Origin of the sequence: Streptomyces hydrogenans (assembly GCF_014656075.1) — a bacterium.
GTDB classification, from domain to species: Bacteria; Actinomycetota; Actinomycetes; order Streptomycetales; family Streptomycetaceae; genus Streptomyces; species Streptomyces hydrogenans.
In genome coordinates this window covers 1-17,113 of record NZ_BNBS01000061.1, presented here as the reverse complement: position 1 = coordinate 17,113, position 17,113 = coordinate 1, and the positions used below count along the sequence as shown (strand labels likewise).

Annotated in this window: 18 protein-coding genes and 3 pseudogenes; 13 read left to right on the top strand and 8 right to left on the bottom strand. The window is 68.1% G+C overall.

What is annotated here, in order from left to right; translation table 11 throughout:
• Window positions 1–4: 4 nt before the first annotated feature.
• Window positions 5–241, bottom strand: coding sequence for a DUF6119 family protein (locus IE321_RS24155; RefSeq protein ID WP_190224491.1), 237 nt, complete (start codon window positions 239–241; stop codon window positions 5–7).
• 561 nt (window positions 242–802) lie between these two features.
• On the opposite strand from IE321_RS24155, the gene IE321_RS24150 reads away from it, so the two are divergent.
• The 4 genes from IE321_RS24150 to IE321_RS24135 all read left to right on the top strand — a co-directional run bounded on the left by IE321_RS24150 (window position 803) and on the right by IE321_RS24135 (window position 3,644).
• Window positions 803–1,006, top strand: a complete 204-nt coding sequence (locus tag IE321_RS24150) for a cold-shock protein (protein ID WP_190224490.1) — start codon at window positions 803–805, stop codon at window positions 1,004–1,006.
• Window positions 1,007–1,315: 309 nt separating this feature from the next.
• Window positions 1,316–2,836 carry a DEAD/DEAH box helicase gene (locus IE321_RS24145; protein WP_190224489.1) on the top strand — a complete coding sequence of 507 codons (1,521 nt, stop codon included), beginning with the start codon at window positions 1,316–1,318 and terminating at the stop codon, window positions 2,834–2,836.
• 46 nt (window positions 2,837–2,882) lie between these two features.
• Entirely contained in the window at window positions 2,883–3,287 is a 405-nt protein-coding gene (locus tag IE321_RS24140) for a CBS domain-containing protein (protein WP_190224488.1), read from the top strand.
• 48 nt (window positions 3,288–3,335) lie between these two features.
• Window positions 3,336–3,644 (top strand): SCO5918 family protein, encoded by a 309-nt coding sequence (locus tag IE321_RS24135; protein WP_190224487.1) that lies wholly within the window; start codon window positions 3,336–3,338, stop codon window positions 3,642–3,644.
• Between the two features lie 634 nt (window positions 3,645–4,278).
• Here IE321_RS24135 and IE321_RS24130 read toward each other — a convergent pair.
• On the bottom strand, window positions 4,279–5,187 hold the full coding sequence (locus IE321_RS24130) for a LysR family transcriptional regulator (protein ID WP_190224486.1): 909 nt from the start codon (window positions 5,185–5,187) through the stop codon (window positions 4,279–4,281).
• Window positions 5,188–5,259: 72 nt separating this feature from the next.
• Here IE321_RS24130 and IE321_RS24125 point away from each other — a divergent pair, with 72 nt between their 5' ends.
• The 3 genes and pseudogenes from IE321_RS24125 to IE321_RS42205 form a co-directional block, all read left to right on the top strand.
• Complete coding sequence (locus IE321_RS24125) at window positions 5,260–5,649, top strand: RidA family protein (RefSeq protein WP_190224485.1); 390 nt, start codon at window positions 5,260–5,262, stop codon at window positions 5,647–5,649.
• A 149-nt stretch (window positions 5,650–5,798) separates the two neighbouring features.
• Window positions 5,799–6,548: an IS5/IS1182 family transposase gene (locus IE321_RS24120; protein WP_030745857.1), complete on the top strand. Its 750-nt coding sequence runs from the start codon at window positions 5,799–5,801 to the stop codon at window positions 6,546–6,548.
• A gap of 2 nt (window positions 6,549–6,550) precedes the next feature.
• A pseudogene (locus IE321_RS42205) lies at window positions 6,551–6,925 on the top strand (transposase); the annotation flags it as partial.
• 88 nt (window positions 6,926–7,013) lie between these two features.
• Here the strand turns inward: IE321_RS42205 and IE321_RS24110 are convergent.
• Window positions 7,014–7,403: an ATP-binding protein gene (locus IE321_RS24110; RefSeq protein WP_190224483.1), complete on the bottom strand. Its 390-nt coding sequence runs from the start codon at window positions 7,401–7,403 to the stop codon at window positions 7,014–7,016.
• Window positions 7,404–8,298: 895 nt separating this feature from the next.
• Between IE321_RS24110 and IE321_RS24105 the strand changes: the two genes are divergently transcribed.
• A complete protein-coding gene (locus tag IE321_RS24105) occupies window positions 8,299–8,637 on the top strand; it encodes a MerR family transcriptional regulator (RefSeq protein WP_190224482.1) in 339 nt (112 codons plus the stop codon).
• A 246-nt stretch (window positions 8,638–8,883) separates the two neighbouring features.
• Complete coding sequence (locus IE321_RS24100) at window positions 8,884–9,087, top strand: cold-shock protein (protein ID WP_043231285.1); 204 nt, start codon at window positions 8,884–8,886, stop codon at window positions 9,085–9,087.
• A 422-nt stretch (window positions 9,088–9,509) separates the two neighbouring features.
• On the opposite strand, the gene IE321_RS24095 is transcribed toward IE321_RS24100, so the two are convergent.
• Window positions 9,510–9,902 (bottom strand): hypothetical protein, encoded by a 393-nt coding sequence (locus tag IE321_RS24095; protein ID WP_190224481.1) that lies wholly within the window; start codon window positions 9,900–9,902, stop codon window positions 9,510–9,512.
• A 311-nt stretch (window positions 9,903–10,213) separates the two neighbouring features.
• Between IE321_RS24095 and IE321_RS24090 the strand changes: the two genes are divergently transcribed.
• A protein-coding gene (locus IE321_RS24090; RefSeq protein WP_190224480.1) for an IS3 family transposase occupies window positions 10,214–11,499 on the top strand; the annotation gives its coding sequence in 2 pieces (ribosomal slippage) (window positions 10,214–10,487 and window positions 10,487–11,499; 1,287 coding nt in all).
• A gap of 98 nt (window positions 11,500–11,597) precedes the next feature.
• Entirely contained in the window at window positions 11,598–11,861 is a 264-nt protein-coding gene (locus tag IE321_RS24085; protein ID WP_226652873.1) for a hypothetical protein, read from the top strand.
• Window positions 11,862–11,935: 74 nt separating this feature from the next.
• On the opposite strand, the pseudogene IE321_RS24080 reads toward IE321_RS24085, so the two are convergent.
• Window positions 11,936–12,250: pseudogene (locus IE321_RS24080) on the bottom strand (transposase); the annotation flags it as partial.
• On the opposite strand from IE321_RS24080, the pseudogene IE321_RS42200 reads away from it, so the two are divergent.
• Window positions 12,217–12,378: pseudogene (locus IE321_RS42200) on the top strand (MerR family transcriptional regulator); the annotation flags it as partial. The pseudogenes IE321_RS24080 and IE321_RS42200 overlap by 34 nt on opposite strands.
• Before the next feature lie 203 nt (window positions 12,379–12,581).
• Here the strand turns inward: IE321_RS42200 and trhA are convergent.
• The 3 genes from trhA to IE321_RS24055 all read right to left on the bottom strand — a co-directional run bounded on the left by trhA (window position 12,582) and on the right by IE321_RS24055 (window position 16,048).
• Window positions 12,582–13,349, bottom strand: a complete 768-nt coding sequence (gene trhA / locus IE321_RS24070; RefSeq protein WP_190224478.1) for a PAQR family membrane homeostasis protein TrhA — start codon at window positions 13,347–13,349, stop codon at window positions 12,582–12,584.
• Between the two features lie 555 nt (window positions 13,350–13,904).
• Window positions 13,905–15,461: an MFS transporter gene (locus tag IE321_RS24060; RefSeq protein ID WP_190224477.1), complete on the bottom strand. Its 1,557-nt coding sequence runs from the start codon at window positions 15,459–15,461 to the stop codon at window positions 13,905–13,907.
• Between the two features lie 2 nt (window positions 15,462–15,463).
• Entirely contained in the window at window positions 15,464–16,048 is a 585-nt protein-coding gene (locus IE321_RS24055; protein ID WP_190224476.1) for a TetR/AcrR family transcriptional regulator, read from the bottom strand.
• A 170-nt stretch (window positions 16,049–16,218) separates the two neighbouring features.
• Between IE321_RS24055 and IE321_RS24050 the strand changes: the two genes are divergently transcribed.
• A protein-coding gene (locus IE321_RS24050) for an IS5 family transposase (RefSeq protein ID WP_229916520.1) occupies window positions 16,219–17,063 on the top strand; the annotation gives its coding sequence in 2 pieces (ribosomal slippage) (window positions 16,219–16,288 and window positions 16,288–17,063; 846 coding nt in all).
• Window positions 17,064–17,113: the final 50 nt, after the last annotated feature.

Genomic DNA, 17,113 nt, shown 5'->3' with positions numbered 1-17,113 from the left:
CAGGTCAGCGTCGGATGGCGATGACCCCGACGTGAGCGTTCATGTCGTGCAGCCGTCGTGCGGCCTGGATGAGGGAGACCTGGGCGAAGGCGAAGAGGGAGGTGACGGAGATGTCTTGGCCGTCCTTGAGCCGGATGCCGAAGACGACACGGCGGGTGCCGAAGTCTTCGAGGAGGTGGTGGTCCGGTGTGGGTGGCCACCTGCTTGAGGCGGCATTCGCCTGACCCTGCCGTGCGTCCAAGGGCAGAACGCCGATGTCTGGCCCGCATCGCCCCCGTACCTTCCATGCCCTCGCCCGGAGCGGGATCAAGTCGTCGGCCAGCGAGGAAGCTTCAAGCCCAGGCGCCAGGGCAACGACACCACGGCTCGCGAGGTCCTGCACATGCGCGTGCGCCTCGCTGGATCCTCGCCGGCGGCCTCTCCCCGTCCGAGACTCGTCAGCGCCTTGACGACCCTGGATACAAGCCGGTCATCATCCGCCCCGCTGGCCGTCTCTCTTCCGAAACGCCGTATTCGGAGTACATGAATACCTGTGTCCGCGGCCTGAGATTTTGACGTCCCTCGCGGAGAGGGTTTTTGCCAGCGCCACCCGGGAGAAATATTCCGCACCCGAAGACTACGAGGACGTGCTACTGTCTATCTCAGTTGCAGTTTTGGTACCCAAAAACTTCGAGTGCTCCCGTCGGCCGCACGCCGCTCGGAAGCTCTTTATATTTCCGGTATTTTCCGGGCAGGGCATCATCGCGGCGACACGGCGTCCGTAAGGTACGGGTGCCGCTGTACTGCCCCAAGGAGATACGACATGGCTACTGGCACCGTGAAGTGGTTCAACGCGGAAAAGGGTTTCGGCTTCATCGAGCAGGACGGTGGCGGCGCTGACGTGTTCGCCCACTTCTCGAACATCGCCGCCCAGGGCTTCCGCGAGCTGCAGGAAGGCCAGAAGGTCACCTTCGACATCGCGCAGGGCCAGAAGGGCCCGACGGCCGAGAACATCGTCACCGTCTGACACTGACGCGCATCTTGCAGCTGGGGCCCGCATCCTTCGGGGTGCGGGCCCCAGCTCCATACGTTTTCACAGAGACCCATCCTGCCGGAAAGCCACCTCAAGGTACGCGCGCCCTCTACGGAACCGTACTACTCGATGCCCCGGGTCAAATTCCGCGCGCATTCCCTTTTCAGTCACGTCGCCACCAGTTTTCCGTGCGCCACGTTCGCTTTCGTTTCTCGAATTAAATTCGGCCCGTATCTGTGATTCCGCATACTGTCCTTACGCTGCGGACCTCCTTGAGACGTGCCGTATCAAGGAAGGTTCTGAATGAACCCCACACGTACGAACGGCCGCTCTTCCCGCACCCGCCGCAACGGCGCTCCCGCTTTCGGCTCCGCCTCCGGTTCGACCCGGGGCAGTCGCTTCGGTGCGTCGTCCGCCCCGAGCCGTTCGGGTGCTCCCCGCCGCCCGGGGGGTCAGGGCCGACGGCCCGCCCCGGTGCAGGGCGAGTTCGCCCTGCCGAAGACGATCACTCCGGCGCTGCCCGCCGTCGAGGCGTTCGCCGATCTCGATATGCCGAAGAACCTGCTGGCCGCGCTCACCACGCAGGGCGTGGCCGTCCCCTTCCCCATCCAGGGCGCGACGCTGCCGAACTCCCTGGCCGGCCGTGACGTCCTGGGCCGCGGCCGGACCGGCTCCGGCAAGACCCTCGCCTTCGGCCTGGCCCTGCTCGCCCGCACCGCAGGACAGCGCGCCGAGCCCCGTCAGCCGCTCGCACTCGTCCTGGTCCCCACACGGGAACTCGCGCAGCAGGTCACCGACGCCCTCACCCCCTACGCCCGCGCCGTGAAGCTGCGCCTGGCCACCGTCGTCGGCGGGATGCCGATCGGCCGGCAGGCGAACGCGCTGCGGAGCGGCGTCGAGGTCGTCGTGGCCACCCCCGGCCGCCTCAAGGACCTCATCGACCGCGGCGACTGCCGGCTGAACCAGGTCGGGATCACCGTCCTGGACGAGGCCGACCAGATGGCCGACATGGGCTTCATGCCCCAGGTCACCGCGCTGCTGAACCAGGTCCGCCCGGAGGGCCAGCGGATGCTGTTCTCCGCGACCCTGGACCGCAACGTCGACCTCCTGGTCCGCCGCTACCTCACCGACCCCGTCGTCCACTCCGTCGACCCCTCCCAGGGCGCGGTCACGACGATGGAGCACCACGTCCTGCACGTGCAGGGCGCCGACAAGCAGCGGCTGACCACCGAGATCGCGGCGCGTGACGGCCGGGTGATCATGTTCCTGGACACCAAGCACGCCGTGGACCGGCTCACCGAGGACCTCCTTCGCAGCGGCGTGCGGGCCGCGGCCCTGCACGGCGGGAAGACGCAGTCGCAGCGCACCCGCACCCTGGCCTGGTTCAAGGCCGGACACGTCACCGTGCTGGTCGCCACGAACGTGGCGGCCCGCGGAATCCACGTCGACCAGCTCGACCTCGTCGTCAACGTGGACCCGCCCACCGACCACAAGGACTACCTCCACCGCGGCGGCCGCACCGCGCGTGCAGGCGAGTCCGGCAGCGTCGTCACCCTCGTCACGCCCCAGCAGCGCCGTGGCATGAACCGCCTCATGCAGGACGCGGGCATCGTGCCCGAGACCAACCAGGTCCGCTCGGGTGAGGCAGCGCTGATCCGGATCACCGGCGCCCAAGCCCCCTCCGGCATCCCGGTCACCATCACGGCACCGGCGCCCGAGCGCTCCAAGCGCAGCACATCCTCGTCCCGTGGTCGGCGTGGCTCCGCCTCGGCCGCCCGGCGGGCCGGCGCCCGTCGGCCCGCCTCCCCCGCGACGGCGGCCTGAGAACCATGTGATCCGGAAATTCGCCCATCTCCGCAGGAGGCATATTGTGACGCTGATCCGAATGCAGCCCGGCTCGTCGAGCACCAGTTGCGGACCTCAGACGGTCAACGAGGTCATGGATGTGGCCGGACCGCAGGTCTGCGACGACATGACGGTCGAAGTGGCCCTGGCCGTGATGGCCGGCGCGCGCACCGGGCATCTCCTCGTCTGCGACGAGGACGGCCTGTGCACCGGGCTGGTCACCCGGGCCCAGCTCATCGCCGTCTGCGACAGCGCCGCCTACGACGACCGGTTCCGGTTGCGCGCCGTACCCGGCGACCGGGGGCTGTTCACCTCGCCCCTGACCCCGACGGCCGAGGCCGAACACGCGATGCGCCACCGCCGGCTCGACGCGCTGCCCGTCATCGACGAACAAGGCTGCGCCCTGGGCGTCCTCGCTCTGGCTCGCTGAACCGCCTCGCCACGGCTGAACCGCCCCTCCTTCTTCCTGTGAGGCATCATGCGCTGTGTCATCGCCCGCTTCCCCTTCGACCTCACCAAGAGCGGCGTCCTGCAGTCCATGCGGGGCGTCAAGCCCGAGCCGGCCGTCGGCGAGTGCGTGATCATCGGCCGCCGCACCTACCCCGCCAAGCAGGTCGGCCAGGTCATCACCGGCCAGGACCGCCGCGACTTCACCGCTGGTGAGGTCCTCCGCGCCATGGCCAAGCTCGGCTTCACCTGCCGCAACCTCCCCCAGAACACCGCACCCGTCCGCGGCCTCGACCCCCGCCGGCATGCTTCCGCGGTGCTCGGCTCTCCAGCCGCCTGACCGGGGATCAGCAGGTGGCGGCAGCGGCGCCACGAGGGGGCCTGATCGGCACATGTGCCGATCAGGCCCCCTCGTGGCAGGGGTTTCAGAAATGGTTCGGGGGTCGAGCGCCGGGCTCACTTGCCAGGTGGAGCCGGCGCAAGGTGCGGTCCGTCTCCTGTCTGAGGTGTTCGAAAGAAGCCAGACGCTGCCACAGCGGGTCGGGACAGCAGGGCACGGTGGCGCCCCGACCAGCCCATTCCTCGGCGAGCCGCTCGTACAGGGGGGTGCCCGGATCCACCGCTTCCGCAGAGGTCTGAACCCGGGCGTGTGCCGGTCCGCGGAGGAACTCATGCCTTGCTTGTTCCGGGAGGCGTGGTGCAGCCCTGCGCTTGCCGCTGCCCGCCTGCGCGTCGAGGCCGGAGGACGTCCAATAATCATCCGCATAGGTCATTGGAACGATTCTCCACCCCTGGCACACAACAGAGGGCCAGGCGCGCAACCAGACAGACCCCTGATCATGGGAGGCCGCGGAATGAACATCGGCCGAAGGGTTGCCCCGGGCGTCCCGGGGCCGGCCCCCTACGGTCCTTACGTCAGGGGACGACGCCCTTGTCGATGGGCGGGACCAGGCGAGGAGCATCGACGTGGACGTCTAGGGCCTGCCCGGCGGACCTTGGTTGAGGGCGGCCAAGATGCCGGGGACCAGGGGACTTGGGTCGTTCTTGCGCCAGGCGACGGCAACTCGCGTGCGCACAGTACTGGGCTCGATCCTGCGGAAAGCGACGCCTTTGAGGCGGATCCGGCGGATGCTTTCCGGGGCCAGTGACACGCCGAGGCCGGTTCCCACCAAGGCACATATGGTCTGCCATTCCACAGCGTGTTGGGTCACTTGGGGGGTGAAACCCGCAGCGATGCAAAGACCGGTGATCTGGTCGTACAGCGGCGGGCCGACGGCACGAGGCAGGAGTACGAAGGGGCAGTCCGCCAGCTGCTCGACCCGGACGGCTCGTTGTCCCGCGAGGAGATGAGAGGCGGGCAGGACGGCCACGAACGGTTCCATCAGCACGGTCTCGAATCCGAGCTCAGCGTCATGGGCAGGCGGCTCCCGCAACAGGCCGATGTCGATCGTCCTTTCACGCAGAGCGGCCAGTTGCGGCGTGGTGGTCATCTCCTGGATGTCCAGATCCACAGCGGGAAACCGTTCCCGGAAGGTTCGCAGCAAGCTGGGAAGGACGGTGAGAGCGAGGGAGGCGGCAAAGCCGATCCGCAGGCGGCCGGCCCTGCCGCTGCCGACTTCTCGAGCTGCGGTCAGGCCCAGTGCGAGATGGGTGAGGGCGTGCCGGGCGGCGGGGAGAAGTTCTCGGCCCGCCGGGGTGAGGCCGATGCGCCCGGGTTCGCGGCTGAACAGGTCGTAGCCGACTTTGCCCTCCAAGCGGCGGATCTGCTGACTCAGCGGCGGCTGGGCGATGCCCAGACGAGTGGCCGCGCGGCCGAAGTGGAGTTCCTCGGCGAGCACGACGAAGGCGTGCAGCTGCGGCAGGGGAAGTTCAGGACGCTCCATACGCTTAGAGATATCACTCCGCACCTGAAGGCATATTAGACGTATCAGTGCTGGTCACTTAGCGTTCGGCGCATGACAGAGCGACGTTCCCTCCTCAGCGGCTCGACGTTCGAGGAACAGATCGGCTATGCCCGCGCGGTGATCGACGGCGACTGGGTTCATGTGTCCGGCACGACCGGATTCGACTACACCACCATGACGATCTCCGACGACGTGGTGGAGCAGGCCGAGCAGTGCCTGCGCAACATCGAGGCCGCCCTGACCGAAGCTGAGTGCACCTTCGCCAACGTAGTACGGGTGCGCTACCTGCTTCCTGACCGGACCGACTTCGAGCTCTGCTGGCCGACGCTGCGTCGCGCGTTCGGCGAGGTCCGGCCGGCTGCCACCATGCTCATGTGCGGCCTCGCCGATCCCCGCATGAAAATCGAGATCGAGGTGTACGCCCGGCGGATCACGGCGTAACCGTCCGATCCGACCTCTGGGAGGGGAGACACTGAGCTCTTTCAGAGCGGCCACTGACCGGGTGACGGGCAGACGTCCCACAACGCACGAGGCTCCTGTGCCGTTGAGAGAGGTGTTCGACGTCTCAACTCATCCGCGCAGGAGCCTCGTTGGTTCCCCATCCTGCCGCACTCGACCTGCCCCACGCCCTGGTCGAGTGGGTATCCATGCTCATCGTCACCCGTGAGGGTGACCGCCGCTGCAAGCTCCCGCCCCACCAGCGGGCTCTGGTCGGCCTGGTCTACCTTCGCCGCCACGACACGCTCACGCAGATCGCCGCCGGCTTCGGCATATCCGTCGGCACCGCCCACGCCTACGTCACGGCCGTCGTCGAGCATCTGTCCCGCAAGGCGCCCGGCCTGCTGCGGGCCCTGCGCGAGACGGACCCTGACTACGTCCTGCTCGACGGGACGCTCGCGGAGTGCGACCGCGTCGGCGACAGCCGGGCCGACTTCTCCCAGAAGCACCGCCGTCACGGCGTGAACATGCAGGTCGTAGCCGATCCCGCGGGCAACCTGCTGTGGATCTCGCCCGCGCTGCCCGGCCGTACCCATGACCTGACCGCGGCCCGCGCCCACCGCATCATCCGGATCTGCGAACGCCAGGGCATCCCCGTCCTCGCCGACCGCGCCTACATCGGCGCCGGCCCCTGGGTGACCACACCCATCAGACGGCTCCCCGGCCGGGACCTCACCACAACCCAGCGAACGGTCAACCGGGCCCTGTCAGCGGCACGAGCACCGGTCGAACGCAGCATCGCAAGACTGAAGACCTGGCGCATCCTCCGCAAAGCCCGCTGCAGCCCCAACCGCATGACCGCCATCGCCGCAGCCATCCTCACCCTGGAGCGTCAACGCTGAAAATGCTCACTGTGCCCGAGGTCGGGCGGGGCGATCTGACGCATGCCGAGTGGGCACGGCTCGCGCCGCCGCTACCCGGTGACGAACGGCCGGTCGGACGGTGAAGCGTCCACCGCACAGTGATCAACGGAATCCTCTTCCGCCTGCGCACAGGTACGCCCTGGCGCCACGTGCCTTCGCAGTATGGGCCGTCGAAGACCGTCTATGAGCGTCACCGACGCTGATCGGGAGACGGCACTCGGGATGAGATCCTGCGCTCGCTCCTAGCGCACGCTGACGCCGAAGGCAGGATCGACTGGAGCATGGTTGGTATCGATTCCACCCCCGGTCGGGCCCATCGACACCTGGCCGGCGCACGCACGGCTCCCCCGCCCATCGCCGGCCCCGACGCCTTCGTCGCCCTCCCGGCTGCGCCGCACTGACGCTGGTCCCTGCACCGGGCTGCACCAGAAGAGAGAGGGTGGTCTACCGCGGGAAGGAGGCGCTTACGGTCGTTCCCCCAGAAGTACGGGAAGCCACCGAGGTCGCTGTGGCGAGCCGGTTGACCATGGGCCACCCGAAGCCTCCAGTTCCGCCGTCGAAGTCGGGGGTCCGCATGCGTGGGGCATGGGGGCTGGGGTCGTGCACGGCCACCTCGATGCCGTCCGGACAGGCGGCCAGGTCCAGGCTGCAGGTGCCGCCGCCGTGCCGCAGGGCATTGGTGACGAGTTCCGAGACCACCAGGACCACGGTGTCGGCGGCCTCGGACGCGAGCGTCGGCATGAGCCCGTCGAGGAAGGACCGGGCCCTGTCACGCGCCCAGGCGATGGAACCCCCAGGGTGGTCGATCGCGATGTCGACGCTCATCGTTTCCATCGGATTCCTCTGGTCAGCCGATCACGCATGCCCGTTCCTCCCCGCCCGCCGCATCTGCCCCCCGAAGCGGCTGGCAACCAGGCGCGACCGCTCTGCGCCCGACCTGCGTCACTGTCCGAAGCCGATTACCTCGCTGCCGAGCACACGAAAATCTACATTGGTCAGAGTAGACATTGGGTAGTGGCGTCGCTATGGTTTCTTCCGTAGCCGAGAAGGACAGCAGGGCCTGGCAGAGACGAACTGCCGGCAAGCAGTACCCGCAGTACAGGTAGTTGCAGTCCGCAGGACGGTGCGGCGGCGGAGTTTCGAAGCCAGGGTTGTTGCAGGACGGCGACGGGACTGGCAGCCGGACCGGGTGGCCCGCAGTGATCAGGGGCCGCCACGCGGGACCGCGGTCATGGTATGTGCGGTACCCGTGAGTGCGCAGTTCCCAGCAGTGAGGTAATGGAGCGGTATCCCTGGTGAAGGCGTCGGCTGCGGGCGCGCGCACCGGGAGGTTCGGCAGTGGGATTCCAAGCCAGAGCAGACGCAGGACGGGCGACGGGGCCGGCTGCCGGACAGTGGCGCTGTCACAGGCCGCTGAGCAGTTCGCATCACCAGCAGTACGCAGTACCCCGATGGTAGGTAGTTGATCACCGAGGGATGAACGGAGGAACGAAGCACCATCAGGATCGCCCGGACCGAAGTCTTGAGTCCGGGTACCGCAGGACATCGATAGTGAGGTGGTCTCCGGTCAAGCAACCGCGATCCCCGCACGCCCGACAGCAACTGGGTCGGGTACGCGGACACAGAAGGCCGGCGCAGTATCAGGGCCGGCATGTGGTGTAGAAGTTCCTTCGGGGCCCTGGTGCCAGTACGGCACCAGGGCCCCTCCACGTTCCACAGAGAGGTGCAGATGACAGCAGACGACTCCTACGGCCGTCTCGACGACGAGGACTACCCCGCCTACACGATGGGCCGGGCCGCCGAAACCCTCGGCACCACCCCCGCCTTCCTGCGGGCCCTGGGTGAGCACCGTCTGATCACCCCGCTGCGCTCCGAGGGCGGCCACCGCCGCTACTCCCGCTATCAGCTGCGCATCGCCGCCCGCGCCCGCGAACTCGTCGACCAGGGCATCCCCATCGAGGCCGCCTGCCGGATCATCGTCCTCGAGGACCAGCTCGAGGAAGCCCAGCGCATCAACGCCGAATACCGCCGCGCCGCTGGAGCGGCTGAGCCTCAGGCCGCGGCCTGAGGCCATGCGCCCAGACATAGGTCAACCTCGCCGCGCACAGGGCAGGGTGTGAGGCGTGAAGCGTTTCCTGTGGTGACAGCGGGTGCGGGCGTGTACCCTCCCCGTTAGCTGTCGTGGTTCGGATCTTCCCTTTGCCCATGCCTCCGGCGTGGGCTTTTTTGCTGTGCTGTGCCGCAGGAACCAGGGCGATCACCTCCGCCTCCCCCAACCGTGTGGGCGGCGTTCATCGACTGGAAGGCATGAGACATGGCTACGGGAACTGTGAAGTGGTTCAACGCGGAGAAGGGCTTCGGCTTCATCGCCCAGGACGGCGGCGGCCCGGACGTCTTCGCCCACTACTCGGCGATCAACTCCTCGGGCTTCCGTGAGCTCCAGGAGGGCCAGATGGTGACGTTCGACGTCACCCAGGGCCAGAAGGGCCCCCAGGCGGAGAACATCACCCCGGCCTAACCCTCCCCGCCTCCGCCTGCGGGCACCGAGATCGGCTCCGCTTTCCGACCGTCCGATAGCGGGCGACCCGAACGACGGAAGCCGGGCCGGCGTCCCAGAGGCAACGGACACGCACCGGACGAGGGCTGCGCGACTGCGCGCAGCCCTCGTCCGTCGTGATGCACCGCCGTCTCCCGCGCGGTCGCCCCACGGAGCAGCAGGCCGGATACCACCGCCATGCAAAGACGCCCAGCCTGCCTGACTGCTCGGTCGCTCGGACCGGGAAGCACACCAGGAACAGAGGCTACAGAGAGCAGTCAGCGGGGAGCTCAGGACGATCCCCGGGCTGGCCTGTATCCGGCGTTCCTGAGTCTGCCTGCCCCCAGCGGAGTGCAGGACCGAGACATGATTTCTACACTGTGATCCGCGCGAAGGCTGCGCGGTCAGCGACGCCGGCCGCCGCCGATACGGCGGTCGTCGGCCAGGCCGGTAAGCGGGCCGAACTCACAGGCAAGCTCGTTCCATGTCAGAACCTCGCCACAGCGGGCAGGGAACTCCTTCGGGTTGAACTCGGGCATGGTCCAGGTGCCGGTGCCCCGGTCCCGCAGCCACAGATCCCCGTCACCGTCGACCACAGTCGGCGGGACCGGAACGGGCTCGGCCTGATCAGTGGGCTCCCAGGTGACCCGGCCCGGGTGGGAAACACGGCGCAGCTCGGTGGTGGCCAGCCGCGCGGCCAAGTCACGGACGGACTCTTCGGCGTCCTTGACCGACGCGAGTCGGAACGCGTCGTCAAGTACGGGCAGGGCTGGATTCTTGCTGCGCTTTGAACTCATACGCTGACTACCTCCGATGGGGGGCGCCACATCCGTCATGGCACCCCATAGAGCAACACGGTATCCGAGGCGGAACTCACTGATGGTTTCAGAATGAGGTCCGGAAGCGGCGAGGACGTCGGTCGGTTGAAGCGAGGACCTGTCGGGGCTGCCCCATGCAGCTTTGTCTCGCGGCCTGACCCACGACGACCGGTGGCCGTACAGGCTCGCCCGTCCGGCCTACGCACCGTGCATAGTGTGCTCATGGATCGATTTGAACCGTTCCGACTTCTCTGCCGCTCCGTTGTGAGCTTTCAGGGAGGATGGGTCTCGTGCCCAAGAAGATTGATGCAGCCCTTCGTAGCCAGGCTGTGCGTCTGGTGACAGAGCATCGTGCGGAGTACTCCTCCGAGCGTGCACTGCACATCCAGGTCGCTGATTCCCTTGGTGTGTCCCGGGAGTCGGTGCGGCGGTGGGTGATGCAGTACGAGGTCGACGCCGGTCAGGCGGCGGGCGTGAGCACGGACGAGCGAGAGGAACTGCGCAGGCTGCGGGCGGAGAACAAGCGCCTGCGAGAGGTCAACGAGGTGCTGAAGTCGGCGACGATTTTCTTCGCGGGGGAGCTCGACCCCCGAAACCGCTGATCGTGGCCTTCACCGATCAGATGCGGGCCGCCGGCTATGCCGTCGAGTCGATCCTCACCGCCCTGGAACAGGCCGGCCTGAAGATCGCGGCACGAACCTTGCGCGCCTGGTGTGCCCCAGCCGGCCCGTCCAATGTGGCCGCGGCCCGAACCGTGACGGACGCCCTGGTCGAGGACGCGGTCCGCCGGATGGCCTTCACCACCAGCACGGCTGGCGAGCGTGTGCTGGCTCCCGAGGGGCTTTATGGCCGGCGCAAAATGCTGGCTCTCATCCGCCGCACCCTCCTGCCCGAGGCCGGCTTCGGCGCCGTCGACCGCGCCATGCGCTCGCTCAGTCTCAACGGTGTGGTTCGTGGCCGAAGACCCAGAACCACTATCCCCAATCCGACCGACGCGCGGGCGCCGGACCTGTTGGACCGCGACTTCACAGCACCGGCACCCAACCGGAAATGGATCACCGACTTCACCTACGTCCGCACCTATCAGTCCTTCACCTACGTGGCGTTCATCGTCGACTGCTTCTCCCAGAAGATCGTGAGCTGGCACGCCTCGGTCAAGCGAGACGTGGAGCTGGTCGATGCCCCTCTTCGGATGGCGTTGTGGCGCCGCACTCACGAGGGCAACCCCGTGGGACGCGACCAGCTCATTCACCACTCGGATGCCGGGTCGCAATACACGAGTGTGCGCTTCACCGAACACCTGAGCATCGAGGGCATCCGCCCCTCGATCGGCAGCGTTGGAGACGCGTATGACAACGCGCTGATGGAGACGATCAACGGTCTCTACAAGTCCGAGTGCATACGCACCAAGGTCTTCCACGACGGTCCCTGGAGAACGGTCTCGGACGTCGAGTACGCCACCGCCTCGTGGGTCGAGTGGTACAACAACCGGCGGCTGCACTCGAGTCTGGGCATGATCAGCCCCACCGAGTTCGAGGCAGCCCACTACGCTGGCACAGAACCACGAGCCGACTGATCACCGGCCAACAAACCACCGGCAGGAAAGTCGGAACGGATCGATTCGTGGGTCAGGGCCGCCTCGAATGGTGGGCCAATCACTCGACTTGCCTTGAAATGTACGACATCGACATCACCGTCACTGTCGATGCGGTCGGCAAGTGTTGGGCAGCCGGTCGGCATGTCAACGCCCTGGACACGACCCAGCGCGAGGGCTGGGACTTTCTCATGGAGATGGATCCCCACTTCTCCATTGCGTTTCCCGGCGAGGACCGCGGTGCCATCATGGTGCGAGTCGTCGAGGCAGAGGATGGAACCCTCACACTCACAGAGGCACCGGACTGGGACGGCTCTGGGAACGTCACCTTCGACCTCACCTGAGTTCAGCGTCCGAGGGTAAGGACCCGACTCGCTACCCTGCCACCCACTCCGGCGTGCCGCCCCTTACTGATCTTTCAGAATGAGGTTCGTAGGCGTCGCAAGCAGATGATGCTGCAGGCGAGTTGGAGCAGGCCGAGGTGGAAGTCGGCGCGTATCTCGTAGCGGATGCGGAGGCGTTTGAACTGGTGGAGCCAGGCGAAGGTCCGCTCGACGACCCAGCGGGTCTTGCCCAGCCCCGAGCCGTGCGGGACGCCACGTCGGGCGATCATCGGTTTGATGCCGCGGGCTCTGAGGATGCGGCGGTATTTGTCGTAGTCGTAGCCGCGGTCGGCGAACAACCGGCCCGGCCGATACCGCAGCCGCCCGCGAAGTCCGCGAATGCGGGGGATCAGGGCACCCCCCCATCAAGGCCGCCTGCCGCATCATCATCCTCGAAGACCAGCTCGAAGAAGCCCAGCGCATCAACGCCGAATACCGCCGCGTCGCTGGAGCGGCCGAGCCGCCGGGCTCGGCTTGAGGGTTCGACCGCCGTCGACATCGGCCGACGACGCGCCGCCGTGAACGCGCGCAGAACGAGCCGGTCGGTCTCCAGCACGTGAGGCACACCGCGATCGTGACCGGGCGGGCCGGGCCCGCCGTCGATTTCCGGCCGCCCACAGAGGGGACGCTCATGCCGCGAGGATCTCGGATCACCCGACCATGGCGCCCCACTCGTCGTGGTCAGGAGGCAGCGAGGAAGATCGCGATGTAGTGAGCGGTGAAAGCTGCCACTGTCAGCGCGTGGAAGACCTCGTGAAAGCCGAACCAACGGGGCGAGGGGTCGGGTCGCTGGAGGGCGTAGACGACCGCCCCCGCGCTGTAGAGAAGCCCGCCGACCACGATCAGACAGACCACGGCCACCCCGCCGCCGTGCAGGAATTCGGGCAGGTACCGCACAGGCGCCCAGCCCAGAGCCAGGTAGCAGGGGGTGTACAACCAGCGGGAAACTCCGACCCACAGAACGCGGAAGGCGATGCCGACCACAGCACCCGCCCACACGATCCACAGCAAGAAGGACCACTGGCCGCGGGAGAGCAGAAGCACGGCGAGGGGGGTGCAGGTGCCAGCGATGATCAAGAAGATGTTGGCGTGGTCGAGGCGGCGCAGAACAGCCTCACCGAGCGGTCCCCAAGTGCCAAGGTGATAGACGGCGCTCGTCCCGAACAGCAGCCAGGCCGTCACGGAGTACACGGTGCAGGCCAGCACGGCTCGTGGCGTCCCTGCAAGGCAGATGAGGACGATGCCCGCGGCAAGCGACGCCGGGACCATGCCGGCGTGAAGCCAGCCACGCAGTTTCGGCTTGATCGGCTCCATCAGATCAGCCGCCCGCTCCACCACGGACTCCCTTGCTTCTCCCGTCGGCGCGGAAGCAGGACAGGTGACTTCGGCGCCGTCCCGGGACACCGCGCCCCGTCCCGAAACGGACCCCTGAGTTTCTCTGGCAACCATGTGCACATGCTAGGAACCAGCCCGAAAGGACTACCAAAGGCCCTTCTCATCGCACATGGCCTGTCCAGTCGCATCACTGGCTTTAATCACGAGTCCTGGTTCTGGCACAACTCCCGTGAAGCCGTACCGGTCCTCGGCGTCCGGGGTCGGCAACCCTAGTGAACTGACAGGTCAGCCGCTCGTCCGGAGGCCGGCAAGGACCTGGTCGACGCGGTTTCACGGAAGTCGTGCCAGAGCCCCTAGAAGTGAACGAAGCCAGCAGACGACGTCCTCCGGCATCGCTGTCGGGAAGACCTCAGAGCGCCTTGGGGAGGGTCGGCCGCTCACGTTGGTGGAGAACTCGGAGATTGGCGAGGTGCTGGCACTGCTGTGGGGCCGCACGGCGGTAAACACCTGGAACGCCCGCCGCAGCGCCGTGTCGTCCTGGACGGGCTGGCGCTCCGCACGCGGCTAGGGCGTCTCTTTCGGATCTTGTCGGTCGAGTCCCGGCGGTGGGGTGCGGGATATGGCGGGGCCCCGGACGCAATAGCGTCCGGGGCCGGTCGGCGGGTGGGGTCAGTGGGCGGCGTTGGAGACTTCGGTGCCCTTGGGGGTCAGGAAGAACACGACGGCCGCCACACCGAGCATGAGGATGCCGCCGATGAGGCCGGCGCTCTGCAGGGAGTGGGTGAAGGCGTCGGTCGCCTGGGTGGCGAGGTCGGGCATGTGTGCTTCACCGGCGATGGTGACGGCGGCGCCGAGGGATTCCTCGGCCTGTCCGGCGAGGGCCGGGTCCGCCTGGTGGAGGGCGTCGAACTGCGGGCTGTCGGTGAACTGGGCGCGGAAGAGGAGGGCGGAGATGCTGCCGAGGATGGTGACGCCGAGCGTGCCGCCGAACTCGTAGGCGGTCTCCTCCAGCGCGCCGGCGTTGCCCGCCTTCTCGGTCGGGGCGCCGCCCATGATCATGGCCGAGCCGATGGCGAGGGCTCCTGTGCCCGCGCCGACGAGGCAGAGGGCGACGTTCATGTGGCCGAGGCTCAGGCTGTCGCCGATGAGGCGGAGGTAGAGCATGCCGACGCCGGCGAGGGCGAGTCCGCCGGCCAGGACGGCGCGGGAGCCGATGCGGCGGCTGAGGATGGGGGCGACGAGGGCGGACAGGGCGCCGGCGATGGCGATCGGCATCAGCCGGATTCCCGACTCGATCGGGCTGACGCCCTGGACGATCTGGAGCCACTGGGCGACCAGGAGCAGGGCGGCGACCATGGAGAACGTGGTGCCGAGCGCGGCGATGATGCCGGCGGAGAACTGCCGGCCCTTGAAGAGTCCCAGGTCGAGCAGGGGGTGGTCACTGCGCAGGCAGCGCCGCACGAACCAGGTGAGGGTGACCGCGGCGATGGTGAGGGCGGCCCAGGCCGAGGGCACGGCGAAGCTGGACTCCTCGCCGAACTGCTTGATCGCCCATACGAGGGTGACCATGCCGACCAGGGAGAGGACGGCGGCGAAGGCGTCCCAGCGGCCGGGGTTCGCCGCGCGGGACTCGGTCAGCAGGAACAGGGCCGCGACGATGCCGATGACCATGAGCGGCACGTTGACGAGGAAGGCGGCGTGCCAGGAGAAGTGGTCGAGCAGGAAGCCGCCGACCAGCGGGCCGACGACGGCGCCGAGGCCGGAGACGGAGGCCCAGATGCTCAGGGCGGTGGCGCGTTCCTTGGGGTCGGTGAAGATGACGCGGATCAGGGAGAGGGTGGTGGGCATGACCATCGCGCCGCCGACGCCCAGGAGCGCGCGGACCGCGATCACCTCGCCGGCGGTGTCGGCTGCCATCACGAGCAGGGAGGCGCCGGCGAAGACGGCGTAGCCGAGCATCAGCATGCGTTTGCGGCCCCAGCGGTCCGCGATCGCGGCGACGGAGACGAGCAGGCCGGCCAGGACGAGGGAGTAGGCGTCCACGATCCACAGCTGCTGGGCGGCGGTGGGGTGGAGTTCGGCGGCCATGTCGGGCAGCGCGATGTTCAGGATCGTCATGTCCATCGTGATGACGAGCAGGCTCGCGCTGAGCACCGCGAGCGCGGCCCAGCGCCTGGCGCGCGACAGCACGGGCGCGGGGCCGGGCGGGGTGGTGAGCGTGGTCATGACTACCGGCCCTTCGTCTCGTCCATGGAGAAGATCGCGCGCAGGGCCCGGGTGACGGTCTCGCGGGTGAGCGGTTCGTCGTGCAGGGCGGCGTGCATCATCGCCCCGTCGAGGTAGACCTCGGCCACGACGGCCCGCTCCCTGCCGACGTGCGCGGCGAGGAGGTCGGTCAGGCGGTCGGTCCAGCGCAGCGCGAGCGAGCGCAGGCTCGCGTCGGAGGCCGCCGCGGTGACGAGCGCCATGGTGGCGTGCACCTGCCGGGGGTCGGCGAGGAAGTCGTACATCGACGCGGCCAGGCACTCCGCCAGGTCCTCGCAGGACGCCAGCTCGCGCTCCATCCGGTCGAGGTAGAGGTCGACCTCGTCCCCGAGCATCCGCAGCGCCGCCCCGCGCAGGTCGTCGATCGACTCGAAATAGCGGGTGGTCGACCCCAGGGCCACGCCCGCCCGCGCGGCGACCGCCCGGTGCGTCAGCGTCGCCGCGCCCTGCTCGACGATCAGCTCCGCCGCTGCTTCCAGAATCGCCCGCCGCGTCGCCTCGGGGTCCCGCTTCCTCGGCCCGCGATCCGCCGCCGTGTGCGCGCTCATATCCGCCTCCACGCTAGTGAACATTTGTACATGTACTTTTGTACACCAGGATCCCGGGGGCGGCAAACGACACCCGCGGGACGGCCGGTCCCCTGGCTGGTCCCGCTCACCTCGATGCCGTCCCTTGCGCTCGTCTGTCACGTGGACCGCTGCCCGTCGTTGCTCCGGGCGTGTCGTCGAGTGACGCCCAGCGGGCGCGGACAGAGCCGTTGCTGCCGGACCGGGCGCCCAAGCGGGGGGCCGGTGGCGTGAGCACCGGCAGGTAATCGACGCCATCGCGTGGAAGTGCCGCACCGGGTCGCCGTGGGCGTGTCTGCCCGCGGAGTTCGGATCGTGGAAGGGCGTCTACACCAGGCTCCGGAACTGGGCGATCGACGGCACCTGGCAGCAGGTGTTCACCGCCCTGCTCGCCCAGGCCGACACAGAAGGCGACCTCGACTGGGTCGTCAGCGTGGACTCCACCGTCGTCCGCGCCCACCAGACCGCCGCCGGAGCCCGCAGGAACACGACTCCGGCCGGCGAACCTCCCCACCACGCGCTGGGGCGCTCGCGTGGCGGACTGACCCCCAAGATCCCCCTGGCGGCGGACGGCCGCTGCCGTCCGCTGTGCTTCCACCTCACGCCCGGACAGGCGGGTGACGCGCCCGCCTTCGAACACGTCATGGCTGCCTTACGAGTCCCCAGGCCGATCGGGCGGCCTCGCACTCTCCCCGCCATCGCGCTCGCCGACCGCACCTACTCGTCCCGGTCGATCCGCGCGCACCTTCGCAGACGCGGCATCCAAGCAGTGACTCCCCAGCCGGCAGACCAGATCGCGAACCGGAAACGACGAGGCAGCAACGGCGGCCACCCTCCCCACTTCGACCGCCAGGCATACCGACAACGCAACACCGTCGAACGAGCGATCAACCGCCTGAACAACTGGCGCGGCCTGGCCACCCGCTACGAGAAGACGGCAGCGATCTTCCAGGCAGGACTCCACATCGCAGCGATCTTCATCTGGTCCGCTCGATGATCCAAGAGAGACGCCCCAGTGCAACGACAGGTGGATCAGCGGCATAGGGG